Source organism: Chitinophaga sp. HK235, assembly GCF_018255755.1.
In the GTDB taxonomy this organism is placed as follows: domain Bacteria; phylum Bacteroidota; class Bacteroidia; order Chitinophagales; family Chitinophagaceae; genus Chitinophaga.
This window is the reverse complement of record NZ_CP073766.1, coordinates 4,717,407-4,733,279: the sequence shown is the minus strand read 5'-3', so window position 1 is coordinate 4,733,279 and position 15,873 is coordinate 4,717,407. Positions and strand designations below refer to the sequence as shown.

The window sequence follows — 15,873 nt, the reverse complement described above, 5'->3', positions numbered from 1 at the left end:
CAGCCCGAAAGGCCGGCCAGTACATTTGACCACTCATATAACCCGCTTCCGATAACCAAATTAATGTACTATTTTGGCCGGATTCATTTTTCAGAATCTAACTGCTTTATGAGAAAACTAGTACTAACACTATCGGTGTTCATCACCTTCCGTGCCTATGCACAGGATGCGCTGAAATATCAGACGCCTGCTCAGAGTATTATGGAACTGGCTATGGCTGCGCCATCGCCTTCAGTAACCTTCAGCAGCAAGGGCGATCTGATGCTGATTATGGACCGTACCGGCTTTCCTACTATTGAGGAACTGTCACAGCCGGAATATCGCCTTGCCGGCCTCCGTATCAACCCGGCCAACTTCGGCCCGAGCCGTGCCAGCTATGTAACCGGTATCCGTATCAAAGATGTCAACAACCTGAAAGAGCAAGCCGTAACCGGCCTGCCTGCCAATGCACGCATCGCCAACGTAACCTGGTCACCCCTGAAGAAAAGTATAGCCTTCACCGTGACCACCAACAACAGCATCACCCTGTGGAAAGCTGACGTAACCACCGGCGTGGCCAAACAAATGAGTGCCCGCCGCCTCAACGACACGTTTGATGGCGCTTTCCGCTGGATCGATGAAGACCGCATCCTCGTGCTGTCTGTACCATCCGCCATCAGTGCTGCCCCGGAAAAACCACTGGCACCTGAAGGTCCTACTGTACAGCAGACTTCCGGTAAAGCCGCTCCTGCAGCTACCTTCCAGGACATGCTGAAAAATCCCTATGATGAAAAACTGTTCGACTATTATTTCCAGTCTGAACCAGTGATCATCAGTGCTGCCGGTGAAACAGTGATCGGCAAACCCGGCGTCTATGCGAGTATCAGCCCTTCACCAGACAAACAATATCTGCTGGTAAAGCAACTGAGCCGTCCTTACTCTTACCTGGTAGGCGCTGGTCGTTTCCCTACAGAAACCAGCATCTGGAATCTGAAAGGAGAAAATATCAAACTGCTCTCCAAAAATCCGCTGGATGAAGTAAGGCCTAAAGGCTTTGATGCTACCAGCAACTATCCCCGCAGTTATGCATGGCGCAACGATGCTCCTGCTACAGTGTACTGGGTACAGGCCCTCGACGGCGGTGATCCTAAAAAAGAAGTGCCTTTCCGTGATGTGGTGAACACACTGGAAGCTCCATTCTCCGGTACACCTGCCGAACTGGTGAAAACAGTGGACCGCTTCAGCGGCATCAACTGGGGTAATCAACAGCTTGCTCTGGTATCAGAAGGCAACAGCTCCAAACAAACTGTTAAGGTAAGCCGTATCGATCCGTCTCATCCGGAACAAAAACCAGTGACTGTCATCGACCGCTCTGAGAATGACCGCTACAACGATCCCGGAGATCCGGTAATGGTAAAAAATCAATATGACAGATCTGTATTATATATTTCTCCGGCCAATGAACTGCTGATGACAGCACCCGGTGCTTCTCCGGAAGGCGACCGCCCGTTCCTGTCTGCTTTCAGCCTGAAAAACAGCAAACAAACCATCGTATGGCGCTCCAAAGCTCCGTATTATGAACAGGTGGCGCAGGTGATAGACCCGGCTAAACTAATCTTTGTGGTGGCCCGCGAATCTGCTACCACGCCGGTAAACTACTACCTGGAAGGTGGAAAGAAAAAAACAGGCACAGCACTGACCGCTTTCCCGCATCCGCAGCCACAGCTGCAAGGTGTGCAGAAACAACTGCTCAAATACAAACGTAAAGATGGTGTAGATCTCACAGCTATGCTGTACCTGCCCAAAGGCTACGATCCTGCTAAAGATGGCCGTCTGCCGGTGCTGATGTGGGCGTATCCGCGTGAGTACAAATCTGCCAGCGATGCAGCCCAGGTAAGGGGTTCTGCATATAAGTTCACCCGTGTGACCTATGGCTCGCCCATCTTCTGGGTAACCCGCGGTTTTGCCGTGATGGACGCCACCGAAATGCCTATCGTTGGTGAAGGGGATAAAGAACCCAACGATACCTTTGTGGACCAACTCGTGATGAATGCTGAGGCTGCCGTGGAAAAAATCACCGGCATGGGCATCGGTGATAAAAATCGCATCGCTGTAGGTGGTCACTCCTATGGTGCATTTATGACCGCCAACCTGCTGTCACATACCAACCTGTTCAAAGCCGGTATCGCGCGTAGCGGAGCCTACAACCGTACCCTCACACCATTCGGCTTCCAGAACGAACAACGTACCTACTGGCAGGCGCCCGACGTATACTACAAAATGGCGCCCTTCTCTTATGCAGACAAGATCAAAACACCGATCCTGCTCATCCATGGTGAAGCCGACAACAACTCCGGTACTTTCCCCATCCAGAGCGAAAGGCTGTACAATGCTATCAAAGGCAACGGTGGTACAGCCAGACTGGTATTCCTCCCGCAGGAAAGTCACGGTTATGCTGCTAAGGAAAGTATCCTGCATATGCTGTGGGAAATGGATAACTGGCTGACGAAGTACGTTAAGCAATAACAACTGTGATTTATGTGATTTTTCTGATGCTCCTGATGAGCGAAGAATAGTATTGATTAATAAAAGCGAAGAACCCATTGGCATTATTGCTAATGGGTTCTTCGCTTTTATCATCAGAAGCATCAGCAAAATCACATAAATCACAGTTATAGTTGAAAAGTACCATTCAAGCACCATTTAACACAATCAACTTCCCATACCGCCCCGTACCTTTGCAATATCATGTCAAAGGCACATATCCATACATATGACATCTGTACGCTGGGAATGGGAAAACCGGCTTCTGAGAACATCCAGGTAGCACGATTTACTGATTACCTGGCTGCACATAAGGATATCAGGTTTCCCCACCGGCACTCCTTTTACCACCTGGCATTTTTTACAAAAGGGAAAGGTGCTCATACGATAGATTTTGAGCGTTTTCCGGTGCAAGCGGGTCAGCTGTATTTTATGATACCCGGTCAGGTACACAGCTGGTTTTTTGAAGGACAGGTAGAAGGTTATGTCGTGAATGTGGCTGCCAGCTTTTTCAATTCTTTTCTGCAGGACGCGGGATATGTAGAACGTTTCCCGTTCTTCAGCGGTGCAAGCGCGGAAGGGGTGGTGATGCTGCCCGCGGAAGCCAGCGCAGCGGTAGAAGTGTTGTTTGAAAAGATGTTGCTGGAGATAGAAGCTACAGAAGCCTACAGCTATGATATGTTGAGATTGCTGCTGCTGGAAATGTTTGTGAAAGTAAGCCGGGTAACCCGGAAAAGTGATACCAGGCAAGAGCCACCGTACAACTATGTATTGCTGAGTAATTTCCGCAAACTGGTGGAACAGCATTATATGCAGATGCGGTTGCCTAAAGAATATGCAGCAATGTTGTACGTGACACCGAATTATCTTAATGCTTTCTGCCGTCATATGCTGGGAAAATCGGCTGGTGAAATTATCCGCGACCGGGTGATCCTGGAGGCAAAAAGACTGTTGATAAACGCTGATACAAGCATTGCTACCATTGCCTATCAGCTGAACTTTGCTGACAATTCCTACTTCACGAAGTTCTTCAAAAAATATGAAGGGATGACCCCGGAAGAATTTCGGAAAAATATTTCCTGACATTAAAAGCTTCAATATATGTGTGCAGATAAAAAACACGAGAAACCGAATGTCTTCAAAAGCGTATTTACCAATAAATGCGCACGTTGCCGGAGAGGTTCCATTTTCACCAGTAAAAACCCCTACAATCTTAAAAACTGTATGAAAATGCCGGATAACTGCCCCGTTTGCGGACAACCGGTAGAGGTGGAAGTAGGTTTCTATTACGGTACCGGATATGTTAGTTATGCTTTGTCTGTAGCGGTATGTGTAGCCAGTCTGATAGCCTGGTGGCTGTTTATCGGCTTCTCCATCTATGATAACAGTATCTACTGGTGGCTGGGCTTTAACGGGTTGCTGTTGCTGAGCCTTCAGCCCTTGCTGATGCGCTGGTCCAGGACCATCTGGATGGCCTTCTTTGTAAGGTATGATGAAGACTGGCAACAGGGACCTCCTGCAGGTACGGGAAGGGTTAATACTACCTTTAAAGGTGCGATATAACAAAAGTAGTAGGATTGAGTATAACGAATGAAAAAACGATGGCCCGGGTATTTTTGCCCGGGTCTTCGTTTTTTTTGTTATATTAGAAGTACTATTTGACCCCATATCTGCGCTTGGTTTTTTACTAACAGCAATGCATACACGATGATACTTCCCCGGCGGTTTGTTATCTTGTTATACCTGTTGTGCTGGACGTGTTTTAACAATTTGCTGATGGCGCAGGATAGCACTTTATCGTCGCTGCCTGCAGTCTGGAGCTTACAGGATTGTCTGGATTACGCTATGAAAAACAATATCCAGCTGAACAGCCTTCGGTTGAGCCGGCTGAGCAGTGAACAGGATCTGCTGCTGTCGAAGGCTGCCCGTTTGCCTAACCTCACCGGATCGGCTTCCCAAAACCTGAATGGCTCCAAAAGCATTACACCCACCGGCAACAGGCCCTATGAACTGGCCTTTTCAGGCAATTATTCCGTTAACTCCGGTGTAACTATCTACCAGGGCGGATTTCTCAACTATGATATCAAACAGAAAGGGCTGCTCTTACAGGTCACCGGCCTTAACATCGCACAGGAAATCAACAATATCACCATTCAGCTTACACAGGCTTATCTCAACATCCTGCTGATCAGGGAAAACATCGTATATGTGAAAGATGTAGTTACCACTTCCGAAGCCCAGGTAAAACAAGCCCAACAACAATATGATGTTGGCAGCATCGCCCTGGTGAATCTGGTATCGCTGCAGTCGCAACTGGCAGCCGATCGCTACAATCTCGTTACTGCCGAAAATCAGGAGCGGATCAATAAACTGGTGCTGAAACAGTTGCTGCAATTGCCCAGCAGCTACGACTTCAACATCTATTCCCCCGATACACTGGTGTCCAGTCATTATGTGGCTCCCCTGAGGGATGTACAAGACACCGCACTGGCCACCAGGCCGGAAGTGAAAAGCGCTGAACTGGGCATCAACGTATCCGAGCTGGACCTGGCTAAAGCCCACGCAGGATATAAGCCCACGCTAACAGCCGGAGGAGCACTCGGCAGCTCTTATCTCAGAGATCCGGGCAACAATTTCTTTAAACAGCTGGACAACAATTTTTACCAGCAGATAGGGCTTACCCTCTCTGTCCCGATATATACCCGGAGAGCCAATAAAACAGCCGTGGAAAAGTCCAAAATAGAAATAGACCAGTCAAAGCTTACCCTCAGGGATACCCGAACCAACCTCTCCCAAACTGTTGAACAGGCTTATATCAGTGTCATCAATGCACAGGGGCAGTATGATGCATCCGTAGAACAACTGCGCTTCGCATCGGAAAGCTACCGTATTGCCTCCGAACAGCTGAGAGTAGGGGTGGCCAATATCGTGACTTTCCTTCAACAGAAAAATCTTTACATACAGGCATTTCAGGCTTATATACAGGCTAAATACAATACAGCACTGACAATCAGGATATATGATTTTTACAGGGGCATCCCTGTAAAACTATAAATGCGATGAAGTATGAGAAAGTATAAAAGGGTCATTATCGTAGCAGCTATTTTGCTGATCGCGCTGATCATCTGGTTCCTTTTTATCAGAAAGAAGCGCCAGCAGGTTAGTTTTGATACCGTAAAACCTGCATATGGCCATATAGCCACCACCATTACTGCCACCGGTACCATCCAGCCGGTAGATACCGTGGCCGTGGGCGCCCAGGTATCCGGCACGCTCAAATATCTGTATGTGGACTATAATTCCCAGGTTAAAAAAGGGCAGAAGCTGGGAGAGCTGGACAAGGTGCTGTTTCAGGCACCGGTAGACCAGTTCCGGGCCAACCTGCAGGTAGCGCAAACAAACCTGGACTATCAGATCAATAACTTCCACCGGCAGGAACTGCTTTACCAAACCGGTGCTATCAGTAAGGCCGATTATGATATAGCTACCAACCAGATAGGGCAGGCCAGGGCTAATGTAGCCAGTGTGAAAGCCCAACTGACATCTGCCCTGAAAAACCTTTCCTTCACGGATATTATTTCACCGATAGATGGTGTAGTGCTTAACCGTAATGTCAGCGTAGGACAAACCGTCGCCGCCAGTTTCAATACACCTACCTTGTTTGTGATTGCACGGGATATCACCAAGATGCAGGTGGAAGCCAGCGTGGACGAAGCAGATATCGGCAACGTACAAAAATCACAGCGTGTAACCTTTACCGTAGATGCCTATCTGCAAGATGTATTCGCCGGCAGGGTACAGGAAATAAGGCTGCAGCCCTCCGTATCGTCCAATGTGGTGACTTATAACACCATCATCAATGCGCCCAACGAAGAGATGAAGCTGAAACCCGGCATGACAGCCAATGTGACCATTTATACTGCTGAGAAAGACAGTGCACTGCTATTACCGGTGAAAGCGCTGAAGTTCCGGCCAGATTCAACAATGCTGAAAGATTATGTGGTCGTGAGTGCAGTAGGAAGAGGCCCCCGGCACAAAACAGATACCACAGGAGGGGCTGCAAACACAGCGCGTGCCGGTACATCCAACTATGTATGGTTGCTGCGGGGCGATACTTTGCTGCAGAAACATATCCGCACCGGATTGAATGATAATACACAGATAGAAGTTATTTCAGGGCTTACACCCAGTGATGTAGTGATAACGGCCGTCAATGGCAATGCTGTGCCTACAGCTGCATCCGGAGTTAAAAGTCCGTTTTTGCCCAGAATGGGGGGAGGGCGCAAGCGATGAACGACAAAATTCTCGAATTAAACCAGATCAGGCGTGATTTTGTGATGGGCACAGAAACAGTACATGCCCTCAAAGGGGTTTCATTTGAAGTCCATGCCGGTGAATTCCTCACTATCATGGGTAGCAGCGGCTCCGGCAAAACCACGCTGCTCAACCTCCTCGGCTGCCTCGATAAACCCACGGCCGGCAACTATCTGCTTGATGGTACGGATGTGAGTGCACTCTCCCGTAATGAGCTGGCAAGGGTACGCAACCGGAAAATTGGTTTTGTGTTCCAGGCCTATAACTTGTTGCCCCGAACATCCGCATTGGAAAATGTAGAACTGCCTTTGTTCTACAACCCCTCCCTGACGGTGCGGGAAAGAAGAGATAAAGCGATCAGCGCACTGGAAGCGGTGAAGCTGGCAGACCGGCTGGACCATACGCCCAGCCAGCTCTCCGGCGGACAACAACAACGGGTGGCCATCGCCAGGGCGCTGGTAAACCAGCCGGTGATGATCCTGGCAGATGAAGCTACCGGTAACCTCGACACCCGCACCTCCTATGAGATCATGTCGCTCATGCAGGACCTTAACAAAGAGGGTAAAACCATCGTCTTCGTTACCCATGAACCTGACATCGCTGCCTTCAGCAGGAGAACGGTCACGCTGCGCGATGGTAAAATAGTAAAAGATACAATCAACGAAAACGTACGCTCGGCGAGGGAAGCGTTGGAATCCCTCCCTCCGGCGAAAGACTATTAATTCACCACCATGAGTGTAATTAACCTCATCCGAATTGCATTCAAGGCCTTGCAGCGTAATAAACTGCGGGCTTTTCTAACTATGCTCGGCATCATCATCGGTGTTGCCGCTGTAATAGCCATGGTGGCCATCGGAGAAGGATCAAAGGAAAGCATACAATCGCAGCTCAGTGCTATGGGCTCCAATATGATCACGGTATTGCCCAGTAGCAACGTAGCAGGTGGCTTGCGTATTGCGGGCTCCAGTTTTCAGACACTCACCATCGTGGATGTAAAAGCCATACAGAAAAATGCGGAACATGTCAGTGCCGTATCGCCGGTGTCTTCTACCAAAGGACAAGCTATCTACGGTGCCCTCAACTGGCCTACCACCCTGCAGGGCGTGGCGCCATCCTACTTCGATATCCGTAAGCTGGATATTGCCGACGGTGTCAGCTTTACCGATGCCGATGTGACCACAGCCGCCAAAGTATGTGTGCTCGGACAAACCGTGATCAATAATCTGTTTCCCAGCGGAGAAAGCCCTGTAGGCAAGGTAATACGCCTCAACTCCATCCCGCTGCAGGTAATAGGCACCCTGGTTCCCAAAGGCCAAAGCTCTTTCGGACAAGACCAGGACGATATCATTCTTACACCCTATACCACCGTACAGAAGCGCATCCTCGCCACCATCTATTTTCAGAGTATTTATGCTTCTGCTGTCAGCGCAGGCGCTTCCGCACAGGCTACCGATGAAATCACAGAGATATTGCGGGAAACACACCGGCTGCGCCCCAGCGATGAAAACAACTTCCAGGTAAGGACGATGGAAGAACTGATTAAAACCCTCAGCTCCACCAGCAGTCTGCTGACAATACTGCTCACTGCTATTGCCGGCATCTCCCTGGTCATTGGAGGTATCGGCATCATGAATATTATGTACGTGTCTGTCACTGAACGCACCCGGGAAATAGGGCTGCGTATGTCTATCGGTGCCCGTGGTATCGATATCCTGCTGCAGTTCCTGGTGGAAGCGATCATTATCAGTGTAACCGGTGGCGTTATAGGTGTGATACTGGGTATCACAGCTGCTCAGGTGATTACGCTTACATTGGGATGGCCAACGATTGTATCGGAATCATCTATCATGTTATCGTTCCTGGTATGTGCACTGACCGGTGTTTTCTTTGGATATTATCCCGCGCAGGCCGCCTCCCGCCTCGATCCTATAGAGGCATTGCGGTATGAGTAATGTGGAGGCTTGATAATTTGGATGATGGTTAAACGGCCAACAAAAAAGCCGGCAGGTAAAACTCCTGACCGGCTGATGAGAATACGATTAAAAACTTGCAACCTATTGCTTCTTATCATGAATTTGAGATGGTTTCAGGTATATTTTTTTGCCCTTATCGTCAACTATAAATTTCCGGTCTCTTTTGTCGATATATACTGTTTGTCCGTTTGGGCCTTCCTTTCCTTTGTATATTTTATCGGTAAGGGTGGAGGTGCCTTTTACGGCTATAGAAGCGGTTTTGTTACCTATCTTTCTAGGAAGACTATCTATTTTGTGTTGTGCAAATACTGCCTGTGCCGGTAATGTGGCTATTGCGCCAAAGGCTACTGCAAACAACACGGCGGAAATGCTTTTGGGTGCTCTCATAACTGATATTGTTTTTATGTTAACATGTATGCTATGGATAATCCAATTTTGATGCCATTCCGGAAATGCTATTTGATGCTGTTGAAAAACACTATCTTACAAATGGCTGTTTTTTGTCTGGGAAGGATTGGCGGGGATTTTCCCGCAAAATGGTGTCAGTCACTTTTAGTAAATTGAAGAATATTAACCTGTGTCTATGAAGTACGCAAAAGGTCTGTTCCTGTCTGTTCCTACGCCTTGCAGTGAGAATTGGGATGAAATGACTCATACCGCTGCGGGTAAGCACTGTAGCCGCTGTGCTAAAACCGTAATAGATTTCTCTTCTATGTCGGATGCTGAGATACTGGCCATGCTTCGTAACAGCAAAGGGGAGGTGTGTGGTCACTTTCAGAGCTCACAGTTGGATAGATTGATTGCACCACCACCGGCAACCAGGAGTAATTTTTTACCTGCGCTCCTGCTCACAGCAGGGATGATCACCGGTATTGCCAATCAGGGGTATGCAGAAGCAAGAACACTGGAAGAGGTGGAAATGCAGCTGACACCACTGCAGGAGTCGCTGCCGGAGGATACCACTAAGTCTTCCCTTAAATCCTATAATCTGCCGGAACTGGTGGTGACTGGCTTTGCCACAAGGACAGGAAAGATAGTAATGGGGGCAACAACAGTCACAACAATCGAAAAGCGTCATGACTGTAGTCCGCTCAATCATCCCGAAGGTCGGTTTATCGATCCTGTCTATCCTACAGATAAGGAACGGCAGCAGAGCAAAAAACGCCGTTGGTTTAAATAAAACAACCCTCCGGAAGGCCCGTTTCCCGAAGGGTTGTGCTTGACTGCTTTCTCTCCGAAAGCCGGCCAACAGATATTATTGTAACAGGTTTGTTTTTCTTCTCCCCAAGGCTGTTAATTTCCCCAGAAATGATCTTCCTGAGCGAGGTCCGCAGCATATACTTTGGCGGCAACGATCTGTCCGTCTTTTACCGTGTATACGTCAACGTTATCAGTGTCCAGTGTAGCGCCTGGTCTGGAAGCTTTCCAGTGTAACAGTACTGCAGCCTGGTCGCCATTGACAGTGATAGATTTGATGTCTGTCAGTGCCATCGTATTTTGAGATACTTCAAACATGCCACCTACCATCTGGAATACTTCTCCGCTGGATTTTTTAGTGCCGGAGAAACGGTTGCTGCCGGGTTGTTCCCAGGTAATATCAGGATGGAGCAATGCGCCAAGTTTTTCGAGGTTTACCTGTTGTACTGCGGTAACGAAATCTTTTACTACTGCTAAAGTTTGATTTTCCATGATTGTATTTTTTTTGTTTTTGTTTTCGTTTGTTTTGTTGACACAAAGCTACTATCTGAAGGAAGGGTATTATTTATCATTACACGACAAACGATTACCATTTCACGACAGACTGTTTTTTATGCCATTACAGAAGAATAACTTTATCCTATGAAACAACTGGTATTAGCTATTATCGCCTACGCTGTGCAGCGTGATGTAGATGCAGCACAGCTCTGTAAGCAGGTTGGCATCGATCTGACGGCCCTTAAAAAAACAACAGCCGCTCCCGTTACTCAGCATCAGCTGGATATGCTATGGCTGCATGCTGCCCGTCTTACCAACGATCCGTTGTTCGGTCTGCATTTTGCCGCTTCGGTGCAGCCTGCCGCCCTGGGTGTGGTGGGAGAGATCATACAGACGAGTGCCACGGTGGGAGAAGCGCTTACTCATGCAGTAGCACTCACACACCTGGTAACAGACCAGTGCCGGCTGGATATAGTCCGGAGCAGCAAAAACTTTACAGTGCGCTTCATTCCTTCAGCAGATCACGGTGACGGACCTACGATGGCTTTTCGCATGCTCATTGAGTTTCTGATGGTGCTTACAATTCATGAGTTGTCGGGGCTGTTGCTGGAAAAGATTGCACCGCAGGCAGTACGAATGCCTTATACCGTGCCTGATCTGGCTGCGTACGAACAGGCATTTCGTTGTAAACCTGTAAAACGTGCCGATGAATATGCGCTTGTATTTGAAGCCCGTTATTGGGATGAGCCTATACTGACAGCGAATTATGAGTTACAAAGCCTGTTGTTGAAAAAAGTGAGCAGCTTGTCTCAGCCGAAAGCAGCCACCAATAATACGCTACAGGTAAGAGTATATAACCATCTGCTGGCTAATTCTTATCTGGGCATCATCACGCTAGAGGAGATGGCGGCTAATTTTAACCTGAGCCCGCGCAGTTTACAACGCAAGCTGAAAGATGAAGGCGTTAAATACCAGGAAGTGGCGGATGCGGTGAGAAAGTCACTGGCCCTTTATTACATATCGTCGGGCAACTATCCTTTGAAAGATATTTCCTATATGCTGGGGTATAATGAGTTGAGTGCTTTCACCCGGGCGTTTAAGCGTTGGACTGGCAGCAGTCCGGCCGGATATCAGTCGTTGTAGTTGAAAGAGGTGCCTTTATGGACGATGCCCCATTTCTTAACAAAAACGTAATCTCCTCTTTCTATGGCGTCGATATAGGCGGCGATCCATTCGCGGAAGGAGGGTGCTACGATTTCGCGGTGGTTATCATCATGCCATAGGGCGATAATCTGGCCGTACCGGCCTTCGGGGGCAGGGGCCAGGTCAAGGCAAAGATGGTTGCCAAATCCATCGGAGGTAATGGGTATCCACAACGGGTTCCACCAGCTGTTGCGAATGCCTGTGTCGGGTTCGGAAGCGATGGGGTGATCGTTATAGGTAAAAGTGCCGGCATCCAGCAGGTCTTGCCAGTAATGCCAGTTGTCGGCGATATCTTCTACAGAGAGCAACAGGTCGCCGTCTACCAGCCCGGTCCTGGCTTTACGCTGACCATCATGGACCGCGTAAAATGCCTTAAAATCTGCCGGTAAGGGCGAATCGATCAGCTTTTCCAAAGACTCGACTGCTTCGTATGTCACGCCAGGATTAAGGATATTCAGAAGTTTGGGGGCATGCTGGCGCATCCAGGTTTCCCATCGTATCCAGTATTCTTGCATATGGTTGTGGGGTTTGTACCGACTATAAAGATGTAAAAATTTCACCATAAATAAAAGCGGTATTTCAGCAAGGTAATAAAGAACATAACAGCTTCTTTTTTCCCCAAAGGATTTTCTGTGAAAAAGTTCTTCACGCTGTTAGTTGTCTGTGTCTTTGAGTGAAAGAAATACCTACTTTTGTAATAGCATCATTTAAACGTAAATAATCAACTATGGCACAGTTACCTAAATTTCTGATCGCAGACGATCCTGTTACAGATCCGGAAAATGAGTATATTTTTCATACCGAAAAGCCCCGCTTCTTTGCCAAACGTGTGGAAGAAGACGAAGAAACTGCCTACATCGATATCGTTGAAGAGATCGATAATGTAGAAGAATTCTACAAAAATGATCCGGACAAAAAGCAGGAACTGCTGGAACAGCTGGAAGACTGGTACTACTCCTACATGGAGTGGCTGGAAGAAGGCGAAGCCGGTGACGACGATGAAGAAGACGAAGAATAGTAACTGCAAGTTATTGAAAAGCGTCCGCAACTGCGGACGCTTTTTTTCTGCATATCAATTGGGTTGCAACTGCAATTCCTTCCTAAACGCAGATGGATTGACCCCTTTATATTTTTTAAACATCCTGTTGAGATGGCTTTCATCCGTAAAGCCTAGTTCATCCGCTATTTCTCCCACACGCATACTGCTGTAACGCAGCCTTGTTTCCACCAGCTTCAGTTTGTATTGCATGATATACTGCTGCAGACTGTCGCCGTTGTTGCGCTTGAAATATTCACTCAGATACGTAGGAGATATGTTGAAGTGCGTAGCAATCTGTTCTGCTTTTAACTTCTCCGGTGAATAAATATACTCATGGATATAGTGAAGGATATTTTGTGAAGCCTCCGTTTTACCCGGCTGGCGTGTTTGCTCCGGCAGCTGAAAAGAGATATTACGGGCCACAATGGTCAGGATGGTATTCACAATCTGTTGCGACAATGCCTTGTGATAAGGCTGCTGATTAATCAATTCCCGCATCAGCGCTTCTATCAGTGATTTCACCAGCGGTTTATCACTCTTGTTTTTTAGAATACAACCCGGCAAATGATTGTTGTTCTGGAAGATGAACTCCAGTTGATGAATCCAGTCTTTATGCTGATTTTTTAAGTAGACATCATTGAAGCGGATAAAGAAAAACTTCGTCGCATCCTTTACCTCAAACGAATGGCAGTCCTGTGGCATTACCAGAAATAGCTTGTCAGGGCTGTATGGCAACTGGTTCTTGTTGACACACTGTACACCACTGCCTTCTACTATATATACCAGCTCAAAAAAATTATGTTTATGCGCGTCTATCGGGCATTCTGTGCACTCCCGGTATTCGATCTCGAAAGGTTGGTATAAGTTTTCCTGTATCATCTTATGAAATTACAGAATGATCCTCTAATTGTACAAATTTTTTTGTCTGAAGCGCCGGACCTTTGATATATAAAATTACACTAATGGAAAACAATACGATTGCATTTGCACTGACCCGCCTGGCCATAGCAGCCAGCATGTTCGGACATGGTCTGGTAAGGCTTCCCAAGTTGAACGCCTTCAGCGACTGGATGGTAAAAAGCTTTGAAAAATCCATGCTGCCCGGCGCCCTGGTACTGCCTTTCAGTTATATACTGCCGCTGGCAGAATTTGCCATCGGCCTGCTGCTGATACTGGGGCTGTTTACACGGACCACCCTGATAGCAGGAGCCGTAGTGATGATCATGCTCATCTTAGGCACCACCCTGATAGAAGATTGGGGAGCGTTGGCTTCGCAGCTGATACATGCGGCCTTCTTTACGGTATTGCTGGTATTTGTACGCTATAATGGCTTTGCGCTCGACAACCTCGTCAGGAAGTAAGCTACTGGCTCGACTTACTTTCCCATTCGTGATCACCTGCTCCGGAGCGGGTAGTAACAGCTCCGGGAAAGCCTCACAGGGACGGCTTTCCCGGAGCATCGTCTACATGGGTTATTCATGGCCCGGGTGCATGATCTTCATCTCCTCCAGGTCCAGCTGCATTTCCTGACTGCGTATCACCTCATCGCTGAATGTATTATGCTGCCGTAACCGGAACAGCTCTTTGCGCTGAAGCGCGTAGATATCCCTCAGCACTGAATGATATAGATCTACTTCCGCTTTTTCTGTATCATCACACTCCAGGGATTCCAGCCGCGCACTGGTGTTGTGGATATTATGCTCCAGATCTTTTTTCAGAAAGCCCACCAGTTCATTGTCAGTTGCTTCAAAAGCATATTTCTCTTCCAGTCTGTTGAGCGCCACTTTCATCAGCGCAAGCCTTATACCAGCCTCCTGTTGATCTGCCGGCGTAATGACATCAATTTCCTCTATTTTGATGAGACGGATCAGCAGTGGAAGTGTGAGACCCTGAAATACCAGCGTAACAAGTATCACGATAAAAGTGATGAACAGAATCAGATTACGGTGAGGGAATAACAACGGCACAGATAAGGCAGAAGCCAGCGACACCACACCCCGCATCCCGGCCCATCCTACTAGCAGTGGCCCTTTCCAGCCCGGACTAGGTTCTCGCTCCCGGATCTTTTTACTCAGCATCCGCGGAATAAAAGCACCCGGATACACCCACAGTAAACGAACAAGAATCGTCAGAAATGCGATGATCACCCCGTATCTGATCGCATCAGCAATGGAATAATCTCCCAGCGAGTGAATGATGGTAGGCAGTTCCAACCCTATCAGGATAAAGATGATACCATTCAGTACAAAGATGAGTGTGCTCCATACGCCCAGCATCTGCATACGGGTAGCGCCATTGGGAAAGATGGCATGTGAGCGGTACGACAGGAACAAGCCGCCGCTGACTACTGCCAGCACACCGGAATAATGAAACTGCTCTGCTGCCAGGTACATGAAATAGGGAGTCATGACTGTCAGCGCAGAATCAATACTGGCCGTAGTGGGCAGCCAGCGATGTATGTAGTACATGATATGGGCTACTGCCAACCCTATCACAATGCCCATCCCGGCAGAAAGAAAAAAGTCACCGATAGCCTTCTGCATCACAAACTGACCTGTCATCACCGCTACCATGGCAAACCGGAATACGATCAAGCTGGATGCATCATTGATAAGACTTTCACCCTCAAGAATGGTAAGTGCCCGTTTGGGCACTTTTAAATGTTTTAATACCGAGGTAGCAGCCACCGAATCAGGCGGAGAAATGATGCCACCCAGCAAAAAGCCCAGTGCCAGCGTAAAGCCGGGTATCATACTCTTCGAAGTATAAGCCACAATACAGGAAGTGAAAATAACAGCCCCGAATGCCAGCATCATAATAGGTCTTTTCCATTTCCAGAAATCATTCCAGGAAGTATACCAGGCCGCTTCATATAACAAAGGCGGCAGGAAAATAAGAAAGATCATATCAGGGTCTATCTCTATATGCGGAAGCCCCGGTATAAAACCAATGCCCAGCCCTGCCAGCACAAGAAAAATAGGATAGGAGATCTTTAATCGCTGGCCCAGCATGACCAACATAAAAACAACAAATAATAAGGAAAGGATCAGTAACAGTGTATGATGCATACCCGACAGTTAATTTGATGTTAATTTAAGCATTAACCGACAAATTTTGCCGGGGTAA

Annotated in this window: 16 protein-coding genes; 11 read left to right on the top strand and 5 right to left on the bottom strand. The window is 47.8% G+C overall.

The window, feature by feature from the left end:
- Positions 1-108: 108 nt before the first annotated feature.
- The 7 genes from KD145_RS17410 to KD145_RS17380 all read left to right on the top strand — a co-directional run bounded on the left by KD145_RS17410 (position 109) and on the right by KD145_RS17380 (position 8,789).
- Positions 109-2,505 (top strand): S9 family peptidase, encoded by a 2,397-nt coding sequence (locus KD145_RS17410; RefSeq protein WP_212000285.1) that lies wholly within the window; start codon positions 109-111, stop codon positions 2,503-2,505.
- A gap of 222 nt (positions 2,506-2,727) precedes the next feature.
- Positions 2,728-3,606 carry a helix-turn-helix transcriptional regulator gene (locus KD145_RS17405; RefSeq protein WP_212000277.1) on the top strand — a complete coding sequence of 293 codons (879 nt, stop codon included), beginning with the start codon at positions 2,728-2,730 and terminating at the stop codon, positions 3,604-3,606.
- A gap of 147 nt (positions 3,607-3,753) precedes the next feature.
- Complete coding sequence (locus KD145_RS17400; RefSeq protein ID WP_308219024.1) at positions 3,754-4,086, top strand: hypothetical protein; 333 nt, start codon at positions 3,754-3,756, stop codon at positions 4,084-4,086.
- 213 nt (positions 4,087-4,299) lie between these two features.
- Positions 4,300-5,577 (top strand): TolC family protein, encoded by a 1,278-nt coding sequence (locus KD145_RS17395; protein WP_212000273.1) that lies wholly within the window; start codon positions 4,300-4,302, stop codon positions 5,575-5,577.
- A 12-nt stretch (positions 5,578-5,589) separates the two neighbouring features.
- A complete protein-coding gene (locus KD145_RS17390; RefSeq protein WP_212000272.1) occupies positions 5,590-6,816 on the top strand; it encodes an efflux RND transporter periplasmic adaptor subunit in 1,227 nt (408 codons plus the stop codon).
- Entirely contained in the window at positions 6,813-7,559 is a 747-nt protein-coding gene (locus tag KD145_RS17385) for an ABC transporter ATP-binding protein (RefSeq protein WP_308219023.1), read from the top strand. Before KD145_RS17390 ends, KD145_RS17385 begins: the two co-directional genes overlap by 4 nt.
- A gap of 9 nt (positions 7,560-7,568) precedes the next feature.
- Positions 7,569-8,789: an ABC transporter permease gene (locus KD145_RS17380; protein WP_212000270.1), complete on the top strand. Its 1,221-nt coding sequence runs from the start codon at positions 7,569-7,571 to the stop codon at positions 8,787-8,789.
- Between the two features lie 102 nt (positions 8,790-8,891).
- Here the strand turns inward: KD145_RS17380 and KD145_RS17375 are convergent, their stop codons facing one another.
- Positions 8,892-9,197 (bottom strand): hypothetical protein, encoded by a 306-nt coding sequence (locus KD145_RS17375; protein ID WP_212000269.1) that lies wholly within the window; start codon positions 9,195-9,197, stop codon positions 8,892-8,894.
- A gap of 196 nt (positions 9,198-9,393) precedes the next feature.
- On the opposite strand from KD145_RS17375, the gene KD145_RS17370 reads away from it, so the two are divergent.
- Entirely contained in the window at positions 9,394-9,990 is a 597-nt protein-coding gene (locus tag KD145_RS17370) for a hypothetical protein (protein ID WP_212000267.1), read from the top strand.
- Positions 9,991-10,103: 113 nt separating this feature from the next.
- Here the strand turns inward: KD145_RS17370 and KD145_RS17365 are convergent, their stop codons facing one another.
- Entirely contained in the window at positions 10,104-10,499 is a 396-nt protein-coding gene (locus KD145_RS17365; protein ID WP_212000266.1) for a nuclear transport factor 2 family protein, read from the bottom strand.
- 150 nt (positions 10,500-10,649) lie between these two features.
- Here KD145_RS17365 and KD145_RS17360 point away from each other — a divergent pair, with 150 nt between their 5' ends.
- Positions 10,650-11,648, top strand: coding sequence for an AraC family transcriptional regulator (locus KD145_RS17360; RefSeq protein WP_212000265.1), 999 nt, complete (start codon positions 10,650-10,652; stop codon positions 11,646-11,648).
- On the opposite strand, the gene KD145_RS17355 is transcribed toward KD145_RS17360, so the two are convergent.
- A complete protein-coding gene (locus KD145_RS17355; protein WP_212000264.1) occupies positions 11,636-12,223 on the bottom strand; it encodes an SMI1/KNR4 family protein in 588 nt (195 codons plus the stop codon). The genes KD145_RS17360 and KD145_RS17355 overlap by 13 nt on opposite strands.
- A 212-nt stretch (positions 12,224-12,435) precedes the next feature.
- Between KD145_RS17355 and KD145_RS17350 the strand changes: the two genes are divergently transcribed.
- Entirely contained in the window at positions 12,436-12,726 is a 291-nt protein-coding gene (locus KD145_RS17350; protein WP_212000263.1) for a hypothetical protein, read from the top strand.
- A 54-nt stretch (positions 12,727-12,780) separates the two neighbouring features.
- Here the strand turns inward: KD145_RS17350 and KD145_RS17345 are convergent, their stop codons facing one another.
- The gene (locus tag KD145_RS17345; RefSeq protein ID WP_212000258.1) at positions 12,781-13,626 is read right to left on the bottom strand and encodes an AraC family transcriptional regulator; all 846 of its coding nucleotides are present in this window, start codon (positions 13,624-13,626) and stop codon (positions 12,781-12,783) included.
- 83 nt (positions 13,627-13,709) lie between these two features.
- On the opposite strand from KD145_RS17345, the gene KD145_RS17340 reads away from it, so the two are divergent.
- Positions 13,710-14,108, top strand: a complete 399-nt coding sequence (locus tag KD145_RS17340; RefSeq protein WP_212000256.1) for a DoxX family membrane protein — start codon at positions 13,710-13,712, stop codon at positions 14,106-14,108.
- Positions 14,109-14,219: 111 nt separating this feature from the next.
- On the opposite strand, the gene KD145_RS17335 is transcribed toward KD145_RS17340, so the two are convergent.
- Complete coding sequence (locus tag KD145_RS17335; RefSeq protein WP_212000255.1) at positions 14,220-15,815, bottom strand: Na+/H+ antiporter; 1,596 nt, start codon at positions 15,813-15,815, stop codon at positions 14,220-14,222.
- Positions 15,816-15,873: the final 58 nt, after the last annotated feature.